The sequence below is a fragment of the Sphingobacterium sp. UT-1RO-CII-1 genome, assembly GCF_026711005.1.
Lineage (GTDB): Bacteria > Bacteroidota > Bacteroidia > Sphingobacteriales > Sphingobacteriaceae > Sphingobacterium.
Genome location: NZ_JAPPVJ010000001.1, coordinates 901288 through 920234, shown reverse-complemented (window position 1 = coordinate 920234; position 18947 = coordinate 901288). Strand labels below are relative to the sequence as shown.

The 18947-nt window shown below is 33.9% G+C and carries 19 protein-coding genes; 5 read left to right on the top strand and 14 right to left on the bottom strand.

Going from position 1 to position 18947, the window contains the following annotated elements; genetic code table 11:
* Positions 1-291 precede the first annotated feature (291 nt).
* Complete coding sequence (locus ORI89_RS03745) at positions 292-1989, top strand: sodium:solute symporter (protein WP_268229085.1); 1698 nt, start codon at positions 292-294, stop codon at positions 1987-1989.
* Here the strand turns inward: ORI89_RS03745 and ORI89_RS03740 are convergent.
* From ORI89_RS03740 to ORI89_RS03705, 8 genes are all read right to left on the bottom strand, one after another.
* Positions 1969-2865: an N-acetylmuramoyl-L-alanine amidase gene (locus ORI89_RS03740; protein ID WP_268229084.1), complete on the bottom strand. Its 897-nt coding sequence runs from the start codon at positions 2863-2865 to the stop codon at positions 1969-1971. The two genes, ORI89_RS03745 and ORI89_RS03740, sit on opposite strands and share 21 nt — an antisense overlap.
* A 7-nt stretch (positions 2866-2872) precedes the next feature.
* Positions 2873-3907: a DUF3078 domain-containing protein gene (locus tag ORI89_RS03735; protein ID WP_268229083.1), complete on the bottom strand. Its 1035-nt coding sequence runs from the start codon at positions 3905-3907 to the stop codon at positions 2873-2875.
* A 7-nt stretch (positions 3908-3914) separates the two neighbouring features.
* Positions 3915-4676 (bottom strand): hypothetical protein, encoded by a 762-nt coding sequence (locus ORI89_RS03730; protein ID WP_268229082.1) that lies wholly within the window; start codon positions 4674-4676, stop codon positions 3915-3917.
* Positions 4677-4738: 62 nt separating this feature from the next.
* The gene (locus ORI89_RS03725; protein WP_268229081.1) at positions 4739-5587 is read right to left on the bottom strand and encodes a glucosaminidase domain-containing protein; all 849 of its coding nucleotides are present in this window, start codon (positions 5585-5587) and stop codon (positions 4739-4741) included.
* The gene (locus ORI89_RS03720; protein ID WP_268229080.1) at positions 5588-6328 is read right to left on the bottom strand and encodes a glucosaminidase domain and LysM peptidoglycan-binding domain-containing protein; all 741 of its coding nucleotides are present in this window, start codon (positions 6326-6328) and stop codon (positions 5588-5590) included. It lies immediately after the preceding gene.
* A gap of 22 nt (positions 6329-6350) precedes the next feature.
* The gene (locus ORI89_RS03715) at positions 6351-6986 is read right to left on the bottom strand and encodes an O-methyltransferase (protein WP_268229079.1); all 636 of its coding nucleotides are present in this window, start codon (positions 6984-6986) and stop codon (positions 6351-6353) included.
* Between the two features lie 131 nt (positions 6987-7117).
* Positions 7118-7750 carry a GTP cyclohydrolase I FolE gene (gene folE / locus ORI89_RS03710; protein WP_268229078.1) on the bottom strand — a complete coding sequence of 211 codons (633 nt, stop codon included), beginning with the start codon at positions 7748-7750 and terminating at the stop codon, positions 7118-7120.
* A gap of 71 nt (positions 7751-7821) precedes the next feature.
* A complete protein-coding gene (locus ORI89_RS03705; protein WP_268229077.1) occupies positions 7822-8235 on the bottom strand; it encodes a 6-pyruvoyl trahydropterin synthase family protein in 414 nt (137 codons plus the stop codon).
* A 302-nt stretch (positions 8236-8537) separates the two neighbouring features.
* On the opposite strand from ORI89_RS03705, the gene mqnB reads away from it, so the two are divergent.
* The 3 genes from mqnB to ORI89_RS03690 all read left to right on the top strand — a co-directional run bounded on the left by mqnB (position 8538) and on the right by ORI89_RS03690 (position 11117).
* Positions 8538-9155, top strand: coding sequence for a futalosine hydrolase (gene mqnB, locus ORI89_RS03700; RefSeq protein ID WP_268229076.1), 618 nt, complete (start codon positions 8538-8540; stop codon positions 9153-9155).
* A gap of 130 nt (positions 9156-9285) precedes the next feature.
* Positions 9286-10272, top strand: coding sequence for a pyruvate dehydrogenase complex E1 component subunit beta (locus ORI89_RS03695; RefSeq protein WP_268229075.1), 987 nt, complete (start codon positions 9286-9288; stop codon positions 10270-10272).
* 83 nt (positions 10273-10355) lie between these two features.
* The gene (locus ORI89_RS03690; protein ID WP_268229074.1) at positions 10356-11117 is read left to right on the top strand and encodes a DUF6263 family protein; all 762 of its coding nucleotides are present in this window, start codon (positions 10356-10358) and stop codon (positions 11115-11117) included.
* Between the two features lie 82 nt (positions 11118-11199).
* Here ORI89_RS03690 and gcvH read toward each other — a convergent pair whose 3' ends face one another.
* Entirely contained in the window at positions 11200-11580 is a 381-nt protein-coding gene (gcvH, locus tag ORI89_RS03685; protein ID WP_268229073.1) for a glycine cleavage system protein GcvH, read from the bottom strand.
* A gap of 124 nt (positions 11581-11704) precedes the next feature.
* Between gcvH and ORI89_RS03680 the strand changes: the two genes are divergently transcribed.
* On the top strand, positions 11705-12901 hold the full coding sequence (locus ORI89_RS03680; protein ID WP_268229072.1) for an anhydro-N-acetylmuramic acid kinase: 1197 nt from the start codon (positions 11705-11707) through the stop codon (positions 12899-12901).
* Here ORI89_RS03680 and ORI89_RS03675 read toward each other — a convergent pair.
* The 5 genes from ORI89_RS03675 to ORI89_RS03655 form a co-directional block, all read right to left on the bottom strand.
* On the bottom strand, positions 12898-13557 hold the full coding sequence (locus ORI89_RS03675) for a DUF2461 domain-containing protein (RefSeq protein ID WP_268229071.1): 660 nt from the start codon (positions 13555-13557) through the stop codon (positions 12898-12900). The two genes, ORI89_RS03680 and ORI89_RS03675, sit on opposite strands and share 4 nt — an antisense overlap.
* A gap of 33 nt (positions 13558-13590) precedes the next feature.
* A complete protein-coding gene (locus ORI89_RS03670; RefSeq protein WP_268229128.1) occupies positions 13591-14388 on the bottom strand; it encodes a phosphatidate cytidylyltransferase in 798 nt (265 codons plus the stop codon).
* Positions 14378-14596 carry a putative signal transducing protein gene (locus ORI89_RS03665; RefSeq protein ID WP_268229070.1) on the bottom strand — a complete coding sequence of 73 codons (219 nt, stop codon included), beginning with the start codon at positions 14594-14596 and terminating at the stop codon, positions 14378-14380. The genes ORI89_RS03670 and ORI89_RS03665 overlap by 11 nt, the downstream gene beginning before the upstream one ends.
* Positions 14577-15383, bottom strand: coding sequence for a CPBP family intramembrane glutamic endopeptidase (locus ORI89_RS03660; RefSeq protein ID WP_268229069.1), 807 nt, complete (start codon positions 15381-15383; stop codon positions 14577-14579). Before ORI89_RS03660 ends, ORI89_RS03665 begins: the two co-directional genes overlap by 20 nt.
* A gap of 254 nt (positions 15384-15637) precedes the next feature.
* On the bottom strand, positions 15638-18889 hold the full coding sequence (locus tag ORI89_RS03655; protein ID WP_268229068.1) for a S41 family peptidase: 3252 nt from the start codon (positions 18887-18889) through the stop codon (positions 15638-15640).
* Between the last annotated feature and the right edge of the window lie 58 nt (positions 18890-18947).

The following is an 18947-nucleotide window of genomic DNA, read 5'->3' as shown; positions in this document are numbered from 1 at the left end:
GAAAACACGGAAGAAACATTGAATGTTAAAGGTATTATCTTGTTACTAGGTGTCATATTTGGGGGGGTAATATCCATAGTTACTCATGGCGGTATTTTACCATTCATAATTGGAGGTTGTATTGGGCTAATAGTTGCTATTGTTTTCATTAGCGCTTGCCTTCCTCATAAAAGTCATGACAGATAACAGTCTTCCACCATTTGTTAAAAACTGGCGACATTTCTATATATTAGTTTGTATATGGCTTGTCGCCTGTATTTTGCTTATGTATGGATTCACTGAATACTACTCATGAGCATTATTGACTGGGTAGTACTATTTTTTACAATTTTGCTTATTATTGCTTTCGGGCTCTATAAAAGCAAAGGTATTAAAAACATTGACGATTATATTGTTGGTAATCGAGAGATGCCATGGTATAATGTTGGTTTTTCTGTCATGGCCACCCAAGCAAGTGCTATAACATTCCTTTCAGCCCCCGGACTGGCCTATTCCTCAGGTTTGAGTTTTGTTCAATTTTATTTTGGACTTCCTCTCGCCATGATTGTCCTCTGTATAACTTTTGTACCAATATTTCATCGACTTAAAGTATATACTGCTTATGAGTTTTTAGAAAAAAGATTCGACACCAATACAAGAGTATTAACAGCCATTCTTTTTCTTATTCAACGCGGCGTATCAACAGGTATAACTATTTTCGCACCCTCCATTATTTTATCCAGTATACTCCATCTTGACGTTACTTATACCACACTAATAATCGGGAGCCTGGTTATTTTATATACAACTTGGGGAGGCACAAAAGCTGTTTCTTATACTCAGCTTTTACAAATGAGTATTATAATTGGAGCACTCCTAATTGCAGGCATAATGGTAATAAAACTACTGCCTAATCAAATTGGTCTAAATGAAGCATTACATATTGCAGGCAAATCGGGAAAAACAAACGCTATAGACTGGAGTTTCGACCTCAACAACCAATACACTGTCTGGACAGGTTTAATCGGTGGTTTTTTCTTACAATTATCTTATTTTGGAACAGACCAAAGCCAAGTAGGTCGTTATTTGACAGGCTCATCAATAAGAGACTCGCGGATGGGATTATTAATGAACGGTCTCCTAAAGATCCCCATGCAATTTTCAATATTACTGATAGGTATTCTCGTTTTTGCCTATTATCAGTTTCACACTCCTCCTTTATTCTTCAATAATGTAGAGATCGATAAAATAGAGAATAGCATCTACAAAGAAGAATATAGCCAAATCATGGTTAAACATGAACTTATTAGCCAACAAAAAGCAGTATTAGCTCAGCAACTTACAAATGCATTAAAAGCAAATAATGAAAAACTAATTGAAAGCTCAACAATTGAATTACAACACAAAAATAAAGAAGATTCCCACCTAAGAAAAGAGCTAGAACTACTTTTAAAAAAGAACAATCCCAATGCTGAATTAAACGACAACAATTATGTTTTTCTATCATTCGTCACCAGCACTTTTCCCAAAGGGCTTATTGGTCTTTTGATAGCCGTTATATTTTTGGCTTCTATGGGGGCAACCGCAAGTGCCATAAACTCGTTATCATCTACCACAGTTATAGACATCTACAAACGTTTCGTAAACAAAGATGGATCCGATAAGGGCTATCTTAATGCTTCACGATTATTCACGTTTTTTTGGGGTATTATTAGTCTATTAGTGGCTATCTATGCAAGTCAATTAGGCAATTTACTGGAGGCTGTTAATATATTAGGTTCACTATTCTATGGAACAATTTTAGGAATATTCTTAGTTGCTTTTTACTTTAAAAGCATAGGGGGGAAGGCCGCGTTTTGGGCAGCTGTTATTTCAGAGATAATCGTATTCTCTATATGGAAGGCTGATATAATGGCATACTTGTGGTTAAACTTATTGGGCTGTATTTCCGTAATAACTATAGGCTTCTTATTACAACTATTTTCAAAATCAAAAATATCGGCGGTATAAGTTATAAAGAACACGCTTATCAAAATCACTCATAGTCTCACCAACATCCGTTACAATAAACTTTCGTTTGAAAGCAATTATTGCAGCTCGTAAATTACTAACATCATACCCTACAATCCGCAATGCATCGACATAATTAAAGCCCTCAGGAACTGGAACTAAATTATGCTCATCATACCATACTCCGAAACCATTTTCTGCCAATCTCTTCCAAGGGAAGTAAACACTGGGATCATTTTTTCGTGTGGGTGCAACATCAGCATGGCCGATAAAGTTAGTAAATGGAATCCTATACTTAGTTTTCAAGTCTCCTAATAACTTTAATAAAGACTCAATCTGCTCATTAGAAAATGGCTCCTGTCCGTTATTATCAAGCTCTATACCTAATGATACCGAGTTCATATCTGTAATGTTACCCCATTTTGATTTTCCCGCATGCCAGGATCGCAAATAATCATTCAGCATTTGTACTACGCGCCCGTCGCGACCTATAATATAATGCGCTGAAACCTTTGTGTGATCAAGCTGAAAAGTTCGAATAGTTTGCGCTATTCCATTTTGTGCCGTATGATGAATTATTACATAATGGGGTCTCCGTACGTCATAATGAACTGTTTCTGTCCAATCAGCTTCTTTATTAAATCCTTCGCGCATCATGGCTTCAACCCGTACCTTAGTATTCATTACAGTGGGAAGCTCTTTCGACTCCATAACGGGAATCGACTCCGACACTTTAGGAATCTTTACTACATCATTATTTATCTTTGTATGAGAATCACCTATAACAGGAGTGTTTGGAGCTTTTAAAACCGTTTTTTTAGACGATCCGCACCCAACAAACAATAAAACGAAAAATATTAGAATATATTTCTTCAACTTCAAATTATCTCGGCAAAGCAAAAGTCAAGCCCATAGCTAATGCTTGATTATACTGTACTTTTTTAGACTGATCAGACTTATATACAATAGTTCCTGAAAGAGACACATTTACCAAATTCGTAACCTTCGCTGTCAATGTTGCATCCAATCTTTGATCAGGATCTGTAACATCCTTATAGTCAGCAAAAAGAACATAATCTGCTTTCAAGTGCAAGCGTTCGGATAGATTTCTATTTAATTGAGCTTGAATCTGAAAAGCTAGGTCATTACGGAATTTTTCACCAGGTTTTAAACCGAACTTCTCAAGGTCGTCTTTTCTTTGCTGATTATCCGGATAACGCTCATTATATTCCTCCGCAGTTAAGGGTTTAACCCGATTATCTAAAACAAACGTTTGCTTTGCGGCCCCAGTACCGAAGCGTAGCGAAAAAGTATTATCTGGTTTATATTCCAAACCAAAAGATTCTGTCAAATAACCAGGTCCCATAAAGCTAGAAAAGTATTCATAAATCCGCTCTTTACCGTCCTCAGTTCTATAGGTATAACCTATGTCAAACTGTGATTCGAAACTTACAGCAAAGAACAGTCCCCAATGCTTTGTTATTTTATAGGCTATTTTATTATCCCAATAGATACGGTCATTATTCTTCTTCGCTAGCTGATCTTTATTCTTAACCTTTCCATATTTAAGATCTAATTCGGAAATAAACTGGAAATCGCCTCTATTTAATTCTGATTTATGCCAAATTAAGCCACCTAAAGCCAAAGAGTTTACCCCTCCAGTACTCCAGTTGTCACTAAAGGAAGCTTGATTTGCATTAATCCCAAATTTCGTCCAATGTTTCCAATAGTTAACCGACAGGTCTAGTTTAGGAATAGGAACATTAATTTCATTAAGGTTTGCTATCGGAGATTTCGTTGATTCAACCACATTCGTATCGGGCAATGCTCTCAATTCCTTCAGATTCACCTGTGCAAAACTATATGAAGAACCAATAAGTTGAGCAATAAAAAAGAATAAGCCTATTTTTTTAAACATTTTGTTTCTAATTATTAACTTCTAATTCGATTTGAGGCAATTTCGGTAAAAAGCGCAAGTTAGGATTTAATTTAAATATTTCATACTTGGTCTTTATATAAGAAGAAAGCTCATAGGGCGATGCTAATGACACAAAGTAATATGTCGGTCTATAATTGACCATAAAAACTCGTAACTCCTCTCCAGATAACCCAGTAAGCCCACTAACCAAGTCTGGCGTAAACCTATAGTCGATCATATTTTCTTCATACTCTCTCTGTATAGTTTTAGTCAACCTTTTAGCATTTTTAACTTCTTTACTAAACAATCCATATATCGAATTTATACTAAGACCAGCCCCCGTAGGTCCTACACTAAAAACGCTACCAGGATCAGCAAGCTTATATGCTTTATTAAAATCTTCCTGCCTTCGCTTCAAAATCTCTTCTGGCGAACGCCTTGCAACCACGTTTACTTCAGGAATATAAATAGCCTCACGTTCCAAATAAAAAAGCATTATTTTTTGTTCCGTATAATTTAAAGTATCAACAAAAAAGCCTTCTTTTTCTGCAATTACTAAATCGCCAGGCTCCACATTAAGAACAAATTCACCTCTAGAGTTATTATAAGTATTCTCCATCGTACGTTCATTCTTTAAAAAAACCTTTCCTACACGTTGACCAGTATGCTTATCAAAAACAATCCCTTGAATAGGTTTTATTTGAGCATTGCACAAAAAGCAATATAGCAAACCTATGAAAGTAAGAAAGTATCCCTTTGTCGTTTTCACTAATGTAAAACTAAGTTAAAGAAAATTATCTTGCTAATTTTTAACAACTTTAATACAATACGTTACTTCGTTATCAATAACAGTTGCCCTATAGAGATAATATCAGATGTTATCCCATTCATTTGCTTAAGTTCATCTACTGTTATATTAAACTCCCTACTTATACTATAAAGCGTATCAGATGACCTAACTTCATAAATAACCATAGCAACAGGACTTTTAACGTCTTCAATCTTGACTTCCTCCTTTTGGATGACTGTCTCTTTCAGAACTATAGCTTCTTCAACCTTATCTGTTCGTATTTCTTTTGCTAAATAAGAAGTCTCTGGCTTATCATAACGGTAAAGCTCATAACGTTCTATCAAGTCTATTAATAACTGGGGGTATCTTGGGTTTGTAGCATATCCTGCATCTTTAAGCCCGCGCGCCCAACCTCTGTAATCATTCTTGGAAAGCCGAAACAGTTTTTCATATCGTTTCCTTAATAAAAACTCACTATGATCTCTAAAAGATTGTTCAGGACTACTATACACACGAAAACAATCATTCGGATTATCGTCCGAACGCACCACAGATCTGCCCTTCCAGACACCACCACATTTAATGCCAAAATGATTGTTTGCCTCTCTTGCTAAATAGCTGTTCCCATTTCCAGACTCCAACAAAGCTTGAGCAAGCTTTATACTTGCAGGAATACCATAAGTATTCATTTCTGCAATTGCGATGTCACGGTATCGCTCAATATAATCATGACCAGAAAGGGTAGTACCTTGACTTCCAACAGAGGACGTTCTATTTCCAGTTTTACTGTTACTTGTTATATTTCCTGGGGGTTTTAAAACCGTACGCCTTGAAGCACAAGACCCTAAAATTAGTGTAACAAGAAAAAAAAACAAGAAATACTTTTTCATTTATAATAACAAACGTTGACCAATTGAAAGCTTAGACGAAGATAATTTATTTTTTCTTTTCAATTCCTCAACACTCATTTTATTACGTTGAGCTATTGCCGAAAGCGTATCGCCACGCTTCACAGTATGTGATTTTGATACATCTACCACAACATTAGACACACTAGAACGATTTTCCAAACTACTCAATAAAACATCTTCGCCTTTGTGCTCTAAACGGGCCAGCTCCATTCCTTCTTCTTGAGAATTATGATCATACAGATCTAGATTATATCGGTTTATAGTAGCTAAAACTTTCCTTGACCAGTCTCCTGTAGTAGAATAACCAGATTTAGCAACACCTAATACCCAACTTTTATAATCATTATTCGATAGCTTATCAAATAAAACGTTCGTCGCTTTTCTACGTTGTAATAAACCTACAAAATCCATGTACGAATCTTTAACAGAACCATACCCTTTATAAGCCGAACGTATTTTAGTACTATTATTCTTACCTTTAATACCAAAGTGGTTATTTAAATGAGTCGCTACCCGACTATTACCATACGCACTTTCATGTATCGCTATTCCTAATATAACAGAAGCTGGCACTCCTGTTTCTTTACTTAATTGCTGTGCTATAATCTTATGCTCAGCGATATAACTGCTAGGTGAGAATTTTTGTGCACTACCTTTATGAGTAATGAACAAAAAAAGTGTTAATACATAAATGTATTTTCCGATGCTTATCTTTTGCATTCGTTTTTTTCTAGTTCAACCATCACTTTTTGCGTAATACAAAAAGCCCATCTCTAATTGGCAGAATGAGTTTTTCAACCCTTTTATCTTCTGCCAGCGTTTTATTAAGATCTATAACCTGCTGCGTCTGCTTATCAACACTGCCAGATACAACTTTTCCCTTCCACAAAACATTGTCTATCAATATCAACCCTCCGCTAGGAACACGATTAATCAATGTTTCAAAATAATATAAGTTTCTCTTCTTATCCGCATCAATAAATACCATATCAAAATCGCCTTCGATCATTTCAATTACATCTATGGCATCACCAATTAGGTATTTTATTTTATTTGAAAAAACAGAATCATTAAAATATCCTCTTACTCTTTCTTCCTGCTCTTCATTAATGTCTATGGTATAAATAATTCCATCACTAACTAAACCTTCTGCCAAACACAACGTTGCATAGCCAGTAAACGTACCTATTTCTAAAATACGTTTTGGTGATATTAGCTTGGACAACATAGCTAATACCCGTCCTTGAAAATGACCAGACAACATATGGGGCATAGTCTCCCTCAAGTATGTTTCTCTATTAATGCGCTTAAGCAACTCATTTTCAGGGCCACAAACTTGCTCTAAATAAGCTTCCATTGCTTTTTCATTTTCAAGCATAACAACAAATGTAATAAGTTGAACGGTACTAAGAAAAAGTTTAACATAAATTAAACGATCTAATTTTCCTTGTTATAAATAAAAAATGCTCTGTTTGCTGTAAACAGAGCATTTAAACGATAAAAATAAGCTTAAGCTAACGAAGCTGTAATCAGCCTCAAAAACTCTGATCGTGTAACATCATTTTCAAAAGCACCGGTAAATGCAGATGTTGTTGTAACCGAGTTTTGTTTCTGAACCCCTCTCATTGCCATACACATATGCTTACATTCCATCACAATAGCTACGCCAGCGGGGTTCAATGTCTCTTGAATACAATCTCTAATTTGATTAGTTAACCGTTCTTGTACCTGTAATCGTCTTGCAAACGCATCCACTACACGCGGAATCTTACTAAGCCCGACAATACGCCCATCAGGGATATAAGCAATATGAGCTTTTCCAAAAAAAGGTAACATATGGTGTTCACATAAAGAATATACTTCTATATCCTTTACTACAACCATCTGACTATATTCTTCTTCAAACATAGCACTTCGTAATACATTTGCAGCATCAATATCGTAGCCATGTGTTAAAAAATGCAAAGCTTTTGCAACACGTTCTGGTGTTTTTATTAATCCTTCACGCTCTGGATCTTCACCCAAAGACTTAAGTATTGCAGGGTAATAACTAGCGACCTGCTTTACACTTTGTTCGTTATATTGATCAATTTTAATATAACCATCCTGTTCTTCGTTATCGAAAGATGTAAGATTACTCATATTTAAAAGGGGAAATTAATAGTATAAAAAAATGTATGTAATTCTCTGTATTTAAGCTAATGTCAAGACCGCTATTCTCCAAAATATTCCACAAAATTATTTTCTGTTTCATAGAGTTTAACGGAATGCAATAAAACATTTTCTTTTATAAATAAAGGTCTTAGCACATTAAAAATCTCAACAGCAATAACTTCTGTAGAAGCTTTCTTATTTTGCATAAAGTCCACATCAAGGTTTACATTCTTATGGTCAAGTTTATCTATTACTGCTGCTCGAATAATTTGCTTCATTTTTTTTAGATCAATCACAAATCCTGTCTCAGGGTTAATATCTCCTTTAACAGTAACAAACAACTCATAATTATGGCCGTGCCAATTCGGATTGGAGCAATTTCCAAAAACAGCTTCATTCTGCTCTTGTGACCAATCTTCTCGATATAGTCGATGAGCTGCGCTGAATCTCTCTCTTCTAGTAATATAAAGCATACAACAAATATAATGCATAATAATTACAATATGCTCGAAACTTATTTCAAACAACTGCACATACCCCCGCTATCTGTACACTCTGTTTCATCTTACATGTTAATCAAATAGACTAAAAACAACGAATCTACGAGACCAAAATAAATTCATTGCAAGCTCTTTACTTAATAGATTCCAATGAATTTATTTAAGTTTGTCACAACCAATACAAGAAATTATTATATCTAAGTAAACTATGATAGTTTAGTACTATATAAAAGAAGAACAGTAATACACAAATTGGAAAAATAAATTAAATACATATGAAGCTATTGGTTGTCGCTGCTACAATAGAAGAAATAGAACAATCCATTGATTTTTTAAATAATAAAAAAATTGATTTTTTAGTTACAGGTGTAGGCATGTTAGCAACAGCGCATAAACTGACAAAGTATTTAACAAATAAAAAGATTGATTTAATTATTAATGTCGGGGTTGGTGGAATATTAAATACCACGGATAATCTAGGTGAGGTTTATCAGGTAGCAGAGGATTATATTTATGATTTTGGGGCAGAAGACAATGATTCTTTTATTCCGATTGAGAGTTTAGGGTTTGGAAATTCTTTGTTTAAGGAAAAAATACCGAATACGTTTTTAAATAATCAAACAGTTAAAAAAGTAACAGGGATAACAAGCAATAAGGTACACGGTAATAAAAAAACAATTATTGAACTACAAAAAAGACATACAGGTACAATTATAGAATCTATGGAAGGAGCAGCTGTTTTTTATATTGCAGAACAAGAACAAACAAACTGCTTACAGTTTCGCTCTTCCTCCAATTATATTGAACCCAGGAACAGAAATACCTGGAAAATAAAAGAGGCTATAACTAACTTAAACCTATTTTTACAAGCAGAAATAGATCGCATTATTTAAGGTTTTACATTTTAACAATTTTCTTACAAAGCCTCCTCTTTTTAGCGGTTTTTGAGAAGAATTCCATTACGTAATATCAATTAATAATAGTATTTTTGGCATATTCTTTTAAGACACAATTTTACTACTGATGAGAGAAATACAATTCAGAGAAGCGCTTCGCGAAGCAATGAGCGAAGAAATGCGTAAAGATGAAAACATATTTTTAATGGGCGAGGAAGTCGCTGAGTATAACGGCGCTTACAAAGTAAGCCAAGGCATGTTAGATGAATTTGGAGAAAAACGTGTTATTGACACGCCTATTTCCGAATTAGGCTTTTCAGGTATTGCTATCGGTGCAGCAATGAATGGCTTGAAACCCGTAGTTGAATTTATGACATTCAACTTTTCATTAGTTGCAATAGATCAAATTATTAACTCTGCCGCTAAGATTAGACAAATGAGTGGTGGTCAATTTGCTTGTCCTATAGTTTTTCGTGGAGCAACCGGTAATGCTGGTCAACTAGGAGCACAACACTCACAAAACTTCGAAAGCTGGTATGCGAATACTCCAGGACTAAAAGTTGTTGTTCCTTCTAATCCTTATGATGCAAAAGGTCTATTAAAATCAGCAATAATTGATCCTGACCCTGTTATTTTTATGGAATCTGAGGTGATGTATGGTGATAAAGGTCATGTTCCTGAAGAAGAATATTATCTACCGATTGGTAAAGCAAATGTTATAGAAAAAGGAACAGACGTTACAATTGTCTCTTTTGGAAAAATGATCCCGCGAGTTGTAATTCCTGCTGTAGAAGAGTTGAAAAAAGAAGGAATTAGTGTTGAACTAATTGATCTTCGTTCAGTTCGCCCAATTGACTATGCTACAGTAATTGAATCTGTTAAGAAAACTAACAGGTTAGTGCTTGTAGAAGAAGCATGGCCATTGGCATCTATTGCATCCGAAATCACTTTCAAAGTACAAAAAGATGCTTTTGACTACCTAGATGCTCCTATTATTCGTGTTACTTCTGCTGATGTACCTTTAGGATATGCTCCGACTTTAGTTGAGGCTTCATTGCCTAGTATAGCAAAAGTTGTAAAAGCTGTAAAAGAAGTTTCCTATTTAAGAAAGTAAAATTAAGGGCGATAAAAAAAAGTCTCCACCTAAAATGGAGACTTTTTTATTTATTTTATACCTTCATTGCCAAATTAAACCACATGAAAAATTTTCTTTTGATTCTTATTTCACTTACATCATATTTTGTAAGTAATGCTCAAGATGCTATCAGTTTAAAACTAAACCCCGTAATAGGAGTGCCACTAAACTATAATCTTGCTATAAAAACCGATATAGACGGACCAGCTCCGGCAATCATCAATCTTAATATGAAATTAGAAATCACTCCCACAAAAAAAGAAGATCATATTTTCACTATTAATAATTTAACAAAATCGATTCAAGCAGATGTTGACGCAGGTCTAATAACAATGTTCTACGATTCAGAGGAAGGCACAGAAGATGAATTGTCCAGAACATTAGGTGATCAATTTTCAAAAATAATCAATAAAAATGTTACCCTACAAGTAAACGAACTTGGCCAGTTTATTAATATAACTATGCCTGATGAGTTCAACGAAGAGGAGTTTGATCAATCTTCTTTTTCAAATATAACGACTGTTCTTCCAGATCATCCTATCAATATAGGAAGTTCTTGGAACAGTAGCTACGAAATGGATGATAACCCTATTATAGGAAAAGTAACATCTACATCAACTCTACAAGAAGCTAATGACAACAGTTATACAATTGACCTTATAGGTACTGTTGCAAACAAAGAACTGGATGAAATAGGAGACGTTAACGGTTTCTATGTGATAGATAAAGAAACTGGTCTAAACAAAAATAGTAAAATTACAACCACGATTAAAACAAAGGGCATAGTATTAACAAGTGAAATAACGATGGCTTTAGAAGAATAAATCAACTTCTATCATTAAAAAAACAAAAGCGGATGTATGAAAATCATACATCCGCTTTCTACTTTATAAGACAATATTTCTATTAAATATTCACTTCTGACTTATAACCATCTGCAGACAGTAAAGCATCAACATCAGCTGGGTTATTCAACTTTACACGTATAATCCAACCTTCTCCATATGGATCCGTATTAACCAATTCTGGAGCAGAATCTATAGCTTCGTTAACCGATAAAACGGTACATGTAACTGGCATAAACAAATCAGAAACTGTTTTTACAGCTTCTACTGTTCCAAACACCTCATTTGCTGCAACTTCTTCGCCTACAGTATTTACATCGACGAAAACAATATCTCCCAATTCGCGCTGTGCGAAGTCTGTGATACCAATAACGGCTTCATCACCCTCTACACGAACCCACTCGTGATCTTTTGTGTACTTTAATTCTGCTGGAAAATTCATATTTTTTAAATTTACTCAAAAATAGAATTATCCTTTGATATAACCAACATTAAGCAATATTTATACTATTTTTAATCAAAACACATACAAAGATATCTCGAAACACTAAACTAATTACAAATAAATGAATCCACAAATTCAAAAGTTGCACGCCATCGCTAACAAAGAAACTCGTTACATTATAGGCCTGATGTCCGGAACCTCATTGGATGGTCTTGACATTGCTTTATGTAAAATTAAAAATAGTGGTTCACAAACAAATTTAAGTTTAGAAGAGTTTACAACAAAACCCTATGACAAATCTTTTCAAGAAGAAATAAAAAAAGTTTTTTCAAAAGATATTATACATCAGAAATCACTTGTTTCCCTCAACAGTAAAATAGGTTTACTTCATGCCGATCTTATAAATAAAACACTACATGATTGGGGAATACCTAATTCTTCGATTGACCTAATCGCAAGCCATGGTCAGACAATTTATCACTACCCAAAAGCTTATAGCTATAACAACTCCATACACCACAGCACTTTTCAAATTGGAGATGGCGATCATATCGCAGTCAATACGAGTATAATAACTATCTCTGATTTTAGACAAAAACACACAGCAAAGGGTGGAGAAGGAGCTCCACTAGCCGCATATGGAGACTTTCTTTTATTTACAAACAAAACTGAAGAAAGAATATTATTGAACATAGGCGGTATTGCTAACTATACTTACCTACCTCATTTACAATCTATAAAAAAAGCATATGCTACGGATGTCGGTCCAGGAAATACTATAATGAACCAATATATGCACAAACACTACCAAATAGAAATGGATTTAAATGCGGAGGTTGCTAAACAGGGGAGACTACATCAAGGTCTGTTAGATGAATTATTAAAAACTCCTTTCCTATTTCAAAACATACCGAAAACAACTGGTCCTGAAATTTTCAATCTAGATTTACTATTTCGTGCACAAAAACAATCAAAAACACAGAATTTATCACATCAAGACATCATGGCTACTTTAAATATGTTTTCAGCATCTTGCATAAGTAATACAATAAAATCCGAATTTTCTAATTACAAAAATATAGCTATTTACATGAGTGGGGGAGGGCTACATAACCCCTTATTAGTAGAAAATATCAAGAATATTCTTCAACATAATAAAATCTACTCATTTGAAAAAATAGGTATAAATCCTGATGCTAAAGAAGCATGTTTATTTGCCCTCTTAGCAAATGAAACTATCGCTGGAAACCCTAATAATGTAAATAAAATACACAATTCGCCAAGTGTATGTATGGGTAAAATAAGTCTACCCCATTAAACTAGAGCTTGATGAATAAATTGTTTAAACGGATTCATACGAGTTGCTATATCAGTTAGTTTTGAAATTAGATCTACTCCTGTAACTTCTTCATCAGATAATTTGCCATAAATAATAAAGCTCTTTAATTTTAATAATTCTATATCAGAGTGATCTAGATTGTATCCAACTGGGGGTCTTTTCAGTTTATCTTCTGTTGATAAATCTGCCGGTGACCAGCCCCCTTTTTCTAAGGCTAAATGAAGCTCATGACTACTATAATCTATCTCTTGTCTTATCGCTTCTAAATGGTCTTTACCCGGTCGCCAATAACCTGCTGCTAAAAAACTTTTATTTGGTTCTAAATGTATATAATACTCTGGTCCATCTAATTTACGACCATCTATTGAAATTCCTGCTGAAAACCATGTTTTATAAGGGGTTTTATCTTTTGAAAACCTAATATCTCGATAAATTCTAAATAAACACTTGGACGCTTGTATATCTCGATTGATATGGGGATCAAAATCAGAAACTTTGTCAATAAATTCTTCAACAATATTCTTAAAGTTACCGATAGCTAATTCATATCGTTCTTTATTATCTTGAAACCACTCTCTGGAATTGTTTTCTTGTAACTCTCGTAAAAAAAATAATGTACTTTTATCTATATGCATATTTTTCTGTTTTACAATTCTCCTTGAGGTATACTAAAGACAACTTAAAAAGATATAAACAAGAGGAGCGGAAATTAATAAACCATCAAATCGATCTAAAACGCCACCATGTCCAGGCAAAATATTACCGGAATCTTTAATATTATAGTTTCTTTTCAACATAGACTCCACTAGATCTCCTAAAGTGCCGAAAAGGCTAATAATAATGCCAACAACTACCCACTCCCAGGTATTCAAAGATTCAAAATAACGAGCTAAATTTAAAGAAACTATAACGGCAAGTACTACTCCTCCAATAAAACCTTCCCATGTTTTATTGGGAGAAATACGTTCAAATAATTTTCTTTTACCAAAACTTTTACCTGACAAATAAGCCCCTGTATCATTTGTCCAGAGTAAAATTAAAAAACCTAAAGGTATTTCGAAATTATAGTTTCCTTGAATAAAACCTAAATAAATAAAACAGGTAAAAGGAAAAATAGTATATATGAATCCCGTAAGCGTAAAAGCTATGTTTTGTATCGGGTTTTTAGATTTTTCATATAGAGAAATTATATAAACACAAAAAACACCTAGTAAAGGAATCAATAAAAACTTCTCTGATAGAAAGCCTAACAAATAAAGCCCAGTAAAAGCAAACTGTAAAATACCTGTTCCTAAACCAATAATGGTTAAAGGATAAACATCCCGCTTTCTAACAATCTTATAAAACTCAGATAAAGCTAATAACCCTATTAAGGAAAAGAAAGGAATAAAGGCATATCTACCCAATAGCACTGTTCCCACAAGGACTATTATAAAGAAGAACCCTGTAATCGCTCTAGTTTTCATCAACTATATCAAAATTATTTGCTAACAACAATACTGCTTCATTAAAGTTAACATCACTTACGTAAAGCTCTATTTTTCCAAATTTAAATGCTGAGTCTTGTTTATTCAATACCACGGCAGGTATACCATTTTCTTCTAAAAACTGCTTATACAATTCCGTACGAATAGCATCCGTAAGTGTATAAACTTTAACCCAATTTGTTTCCATCTGTTTCTTTAAATTTGGAATAATTATGAAATAGTATCACAATAAGACCACTAAAAATTAAGCTACCAATATACACAATTATTGGATAAGAACTCACAGCCATAAAGTCTTCATATGTTTTACCCTGTCTTGCATAGTAAAAAGCATACATAGTTACAGTCGCATTATTTATAAAATGAGCCAAAATAGGAACCCAAATATTTCTGGTCCAAAAAAACAAATAGCCAAAAGCAACACCTAAAAATAGACGCGGTAAAAAACCATAAAATTGAAAATGTATAGCACTAAATATTACACCTACAATCCATATTGCTATAATTTCATTTTTAACAATGCGTGAAAAAATATGCTGCAATGCCCCTCTAAAAAAAAGTTCTTCTCCAATTGCCGGAAGAATCGCAGTAACAAGAATATTTAAGAATAACAAATCGAAACGATTTACCATAATTGTTTTAGCTGTTATTTCAGCCATTAAATCTTCCTGTACACGCATCCATTCTTCCAATCCACCTAAAAAATCTGGCAATACGAGCTGTTGATTATAACTACTTAACAAATTCATTATAGGCCCTAAGACAAATAATAAAATTGTCCCTAAAAGATAATACTTCCATTCCCGCACATTTTTCACTAAAAAGACATCATTATATTTACGGAAGTAATTATATAACAACGCCGGAATAATGAAGGTTCCAATAGTTCCTGTTATAAACAGAATGTAAGTATTATAATTAGATGTAGTAGTTATCATTGTAGACATTAATCCAACGCCTTGTACAACAATCATACTAACAAACGTTAATAATAAAAGAAATATAAGGTCTGACCATGGATTCCTAATTACCATTCCATTTTCATGCATATCGATGTAGTAAACTAATTTATTGACAGCAGTTTTATGCTACTTAAAAGTAAGATAAAATTTTAATAGTCTTTATTATTATAAATAATATCATCCATTTAACATAGAACAACTCTATTACTAAAAAAGCAGAGAACTGTTATAGAGCTCTCTGCTTTTTTTAAAATATTTCATAAAAACTATCGTACACGAATAGGATCTTTAGGATCTTTCAATTCCTTATATGGATAAGTTTTCATTTCTTCTAATAATAGATTAATTGTCCTTTCTAATTGTGGATCTCTACCTTCCAATAGATCTTTCGGAAGTTGTTCTATAAATATATCCGGAGCAACTCCCTCATTTTCTATAATATAATTACTGTTTAAATCAAAAATACCGAAATTAGGCGAAGTGATGCGGCCACCATCTAATAAGGGTGGATAACCAGAGATACCAACCAATATTCCCATCGTTGTCCTCCCTACAAGTTTCCCAAGACCTTTAAACCTAAACATATAAGGCATCATATCTCCTCCTGAACCTGCATTTTCATTAATAATCATAGCTTTAGGCCCATAAATACCATTCCCCGGAGTTGTGAAACTTTTCCCATCTCTTATTTTCCACCCGGCAATTAACTCTCTTGACAATAAATCAATAACATAATCAGCAACTGAGCCTCCGCCATTATTACGCTCGTCAAGTAATAAGGCTTTCTTATCCATCTGGGAAAAATAGTATCTATTAAAAGAAATGTACCCCTCCTGTCCTGTATTTGGCATATATACATACGCAATCTTACCACCACTCAGCTCATCAGTTCTTTTTCGATTGCTTTCTACCCAATCCATTTGGCGTAGTTCTATTTCTTTACCAAAGCTTACTGGACGAACAATAATTTCTCTCGAACCATCCTTACTTTCCGTACTATTAACAGTTAATCTTACCTGCTTATCCACCTTATTTTCCAACAGTGCATAAATATTATCAGCTCCTGTAAGCTTTACACCATCTACGGCTAATATATAATCTCCTTCATTTATATTTAAACCTGGTTCAGCTAATGGAGCTTTAAAAGAAGGGTTCCAATCCAATCGACTATATATTTTTACTATTCGGTATGATCCGTTCTCTATCTTAAAATCAGCACCTAATGTTCCGGTACTTACCGAAGGACTTGTTGGTTGATCGCCTGGATAAATATAATTATGACCAACAACCATTTCTCCCATCATTTCGTTTAAAAGATAACCTAAATCTGAGCGGTGATTAACATAAGGTAAAAATTTCTCATATTTTGTTTTCATAGACTCCCAATTCACACCATGCATATTTTCTACATAAAAAAATTCTTTTTGCATTGCCCACACTTCATTAAAAACCTGTTTCCATTCAGCTGCTGGATCTACTAGTAACTTCACATCTTTTGGTTCTAATTTTCCATTTCCTTGAGCAGGTTTTTGTCCTGCATTCACGATAAAGAAATCACGACCTACTGAATAGATCATCTTCTTACCATCGGCACTAATTTCAAACCCATTAGCATTATCAACCAGAATCTTATCTTCCAATTTCACTAAATCATATACACCAATAGACCGTCCTCTCTGGTAGGTTAACATATTCTCTGTAGCACCATTTAAGCGATAATAACCTGAAGGCAGTGGTAAGGCTATAATCCTGTTATTAATATAATCTAGATTTGCCACTAGTTTATCATCTTTCTTAGTTTCATTCTTCTTAATATCTTCTTCCTTCTTCGAATCTGTTTTTTCTTCGACTATCTTTTCTTCGTCGCTTTCATTTTTAAACAAAGTTGGTGTTTCTTTAGAAAGAATAAACGCATAGACATTATAGCTTACATTTTTTTCATAAGCAGTCATATGTAAACCAGAGTTTGTCAAACCAGTATTTGTACTTGCAGTAAAAAACAAATATTTATTATCTCTACTAAACGTTGGTTGGCTAACTGCACTCATCCCATCAGTAATTTGTGTACTTTTATGGGTTTCCAAATTATACATAAAAAGCGTACGAACACCATTATTTAGACTTTTAACATAGGCTATCCAATTCGAATCATAAGACCAAGAGGGTTGAAAGTGATTAGATGTCCTACCTGTAGTAGAACTAAGCTTATCATCATCTACTAGAGTTATCTTCTTTGAATCTATATCTACATAATATAAATTCAAATGTGCATCATTATAAAAAAGCTTCTTACTATCTGGAGACCACGTTGGTTGATAATAAAACGCAGTTTTTCCCAATGAAATATAGATTGGTTCTGTCTTTGCTTCTTGATCCCGCAATACCAATTCATATTTACCATTTTTATCAGAAATAAAAGATATCCATTTCCCATCAGGTGACCATCCCGGATAACGCTCATGTGAACTAGGGGAATTGGAAATATTACGAGCATCACCTTTTTCTTTCGGAACAGTAAATATTTCACCTCGGCTTTCAAAAAGTGCTCTTTGACCGGTAGGTGAAATTCCAAAACCTCTTATCTGACTTAACATATCCACATAATGAGGTCTTTTATACATGGCATCAGCTTTCAGAGCAATTGATAAAGTATTCGTTTTTTTATTAACTGTATTTAGAATATGTATTCTACCATTTTGCTCAAAAGTTAACTCCATACCTTGGCCAGTCAAAGTACGAACATCATAATCTTTAAAATTTGTCAGTTTTTCAATTTTTTTAGTTTTTATATCGTAACTAAAGACATTCACTATTTGTTCTCTATCTGATAGAAAATAAACCTTATCTCCAAGCCAAACAGGTTTTACATCATTACTTTTCTCTCCTGGAATTATCTCAATATCTTTTGTTTGTGTATCAAAAATCCAAATAGAGGGCATTCCTCCACCTCTATATCTCTTAAAAGCCACACGATCTCTTTCCGTAGGATCATTGTTTTTAATATAAGCCCAATAACGACCATCAGAAGACGGGCTACCTTGATAAGCTTCGGGCATTAGCAAAGCCTCTGGTAACCCTGATTCGAGTGTAGACCTATATAGTCGAGAACCTAAAGAATAAGTAAACTCGCGAGTTGATGTAAAATATACTTCATTATTATTTAGCCAGCCTCTTAAAACATCAGCCGTAGGGTGATAAGTAACTCTCTTAGGGGCTCCACCATAAATAGAAACAACATATACGTCCGTATTTCCATCATAGTTCCCTGTAAAAGCTATCTGTTGTCCATCTGGCGAAAAAATAGGATTTTGTTCAACTCCTGGATTCACAGTTAATCTTCGAGGGTTACTACCATCTTTATCCGCAATCCAAATATCTCCTCCATAGACAAATGAAAGGTGAGTATTACTTAAACTAGGGCTTCGAAGTAACTGCGTTTCTTCTTGCGCATAAACAGCACCTAGGAATGTAGTAGAAAGAAACAATCCACTAAAAAATTTTAAAAGTGATCTATTCATAAAATACGAAACAATTGTTTACCGCTATAAACTTAGATCAAATATTCTTCTAATTATC

Bases quoted from the DNA above. Each gene is read 5' to 3' on its own strand.
- ORI89_RS03680 (WP_268229072.1), top strand. From the start codon at position 11,705: ATGAATCCACAAATTCAAAAGTTGCACGCCATCGCTAACAAAGAAACT.
- gcvH (WP_268229073.1), bottom strand. From the start codon at position 11,580: ATGAATTTTCCAGCAGAATTAAAGTACACAAAAGATCACGAGTGGGTT.
- ORI89_RS03705 (WP_268229077.1), bottom strand. From the start codon at position 8,235: ATGCTTTATATTACTAGAAGAGAGAGATTCAGCGCAGCTCATCGACTA.
- ORI89_RS03690 (WP_268229074.1), top strand. From the start codon at position 10,356: ATGAAAAATTTTCTTTTGATTCTTATTTCACTTACATCATATTTTGTA.
- mqnB (WP_268229076.1), top strand. From the start codon at position 8,538: ATGAAGCTATTGGTTGTCGCTGCTACAATAGAAGAAATAGAACAATCC.
- ORI89_RS03720 (WP_268229080.1), bottom strand. From the start codon at position 6,328: ATGCAAAAGATAAGCATCGGAAAATACATTTATGTATTAACACTTTTT.
- ORI89_RS03715 (WP_268229079.1), bottom strand. From the start codon at position 6,986: ATGCTTGAAAATGAAAAAGCAATGGAAGCTTATTTAGAGCAAGTTTGT.
- ORI89_RS03725 (WP_268229081.1), bottom strand. From the start codon at position 5,587: ATGAAAAAGTATTTCTTGTTTTTTTTTCTTGTTACACTAATTTTAGGG.
- ORI89_RS03660 (WP_268229069.1), bottom strand. From the start codon at position 15,383: ATGATTGTTGTACAAGGCGTTGGATTAATGTCTACAATGATAACTACT.
- ORI89_RS03655 (WP_268229068.1), bottom strand. From the start codon at position 18,889: ATGAATAGATCACTTTTAAAATTTTTTAGTGGATTGTTTCTTTCTACT.
- ORI89_RS03670 (WP_268229128.1), bottom strand. From the start codon at position 14,388: ATGAAAACTAGAGCGATTACAGGGTTCTTCTTTATAATAGTCCTTGTG.
- ORI89_RS03675 (WP_268229071.1), bottom strand. From the start codon at position 13,557: ATGCATATAGATAAAAGTACATTATTTTTTTTACGAGAGTTACAAGAA.
- ORI89_RS03745 (WP_268229085.1), top strand. From the start codon at position 292: ATGAGCATTATTGACTGGGTAGTACTATTTTTTACAATTTTGCTTATT.
- ORI89_RS03665 (WP_268229070.1), bottom strand. From the start codon at position 14,596: ATGGAAACAAATTGGGTTAAAGTTTATACACTTACGGATGCTATTCGT.
- ORI89_RS03695 (WP_268229075.1), top strand. From the start codon at position 9,286: ATGAGAGAAATACAATTCAGAGAAGCGCTTCGCGAAGCAATGAGCGAA.
- ORI89_RS03735 (WP_268229083.1), bottom strand. From the start codon at position 3,907: ATGTTTAAAAAAATAGGCTTATTCTTTTTTATTGCTCAACTTATTGGT.
- folE (WP_268229078.1), bottom strand. From the start codon at position 7,750: ATGAGTAATCTTACATCTTTCGATAACGAAGAACAGGATGGTTATATT.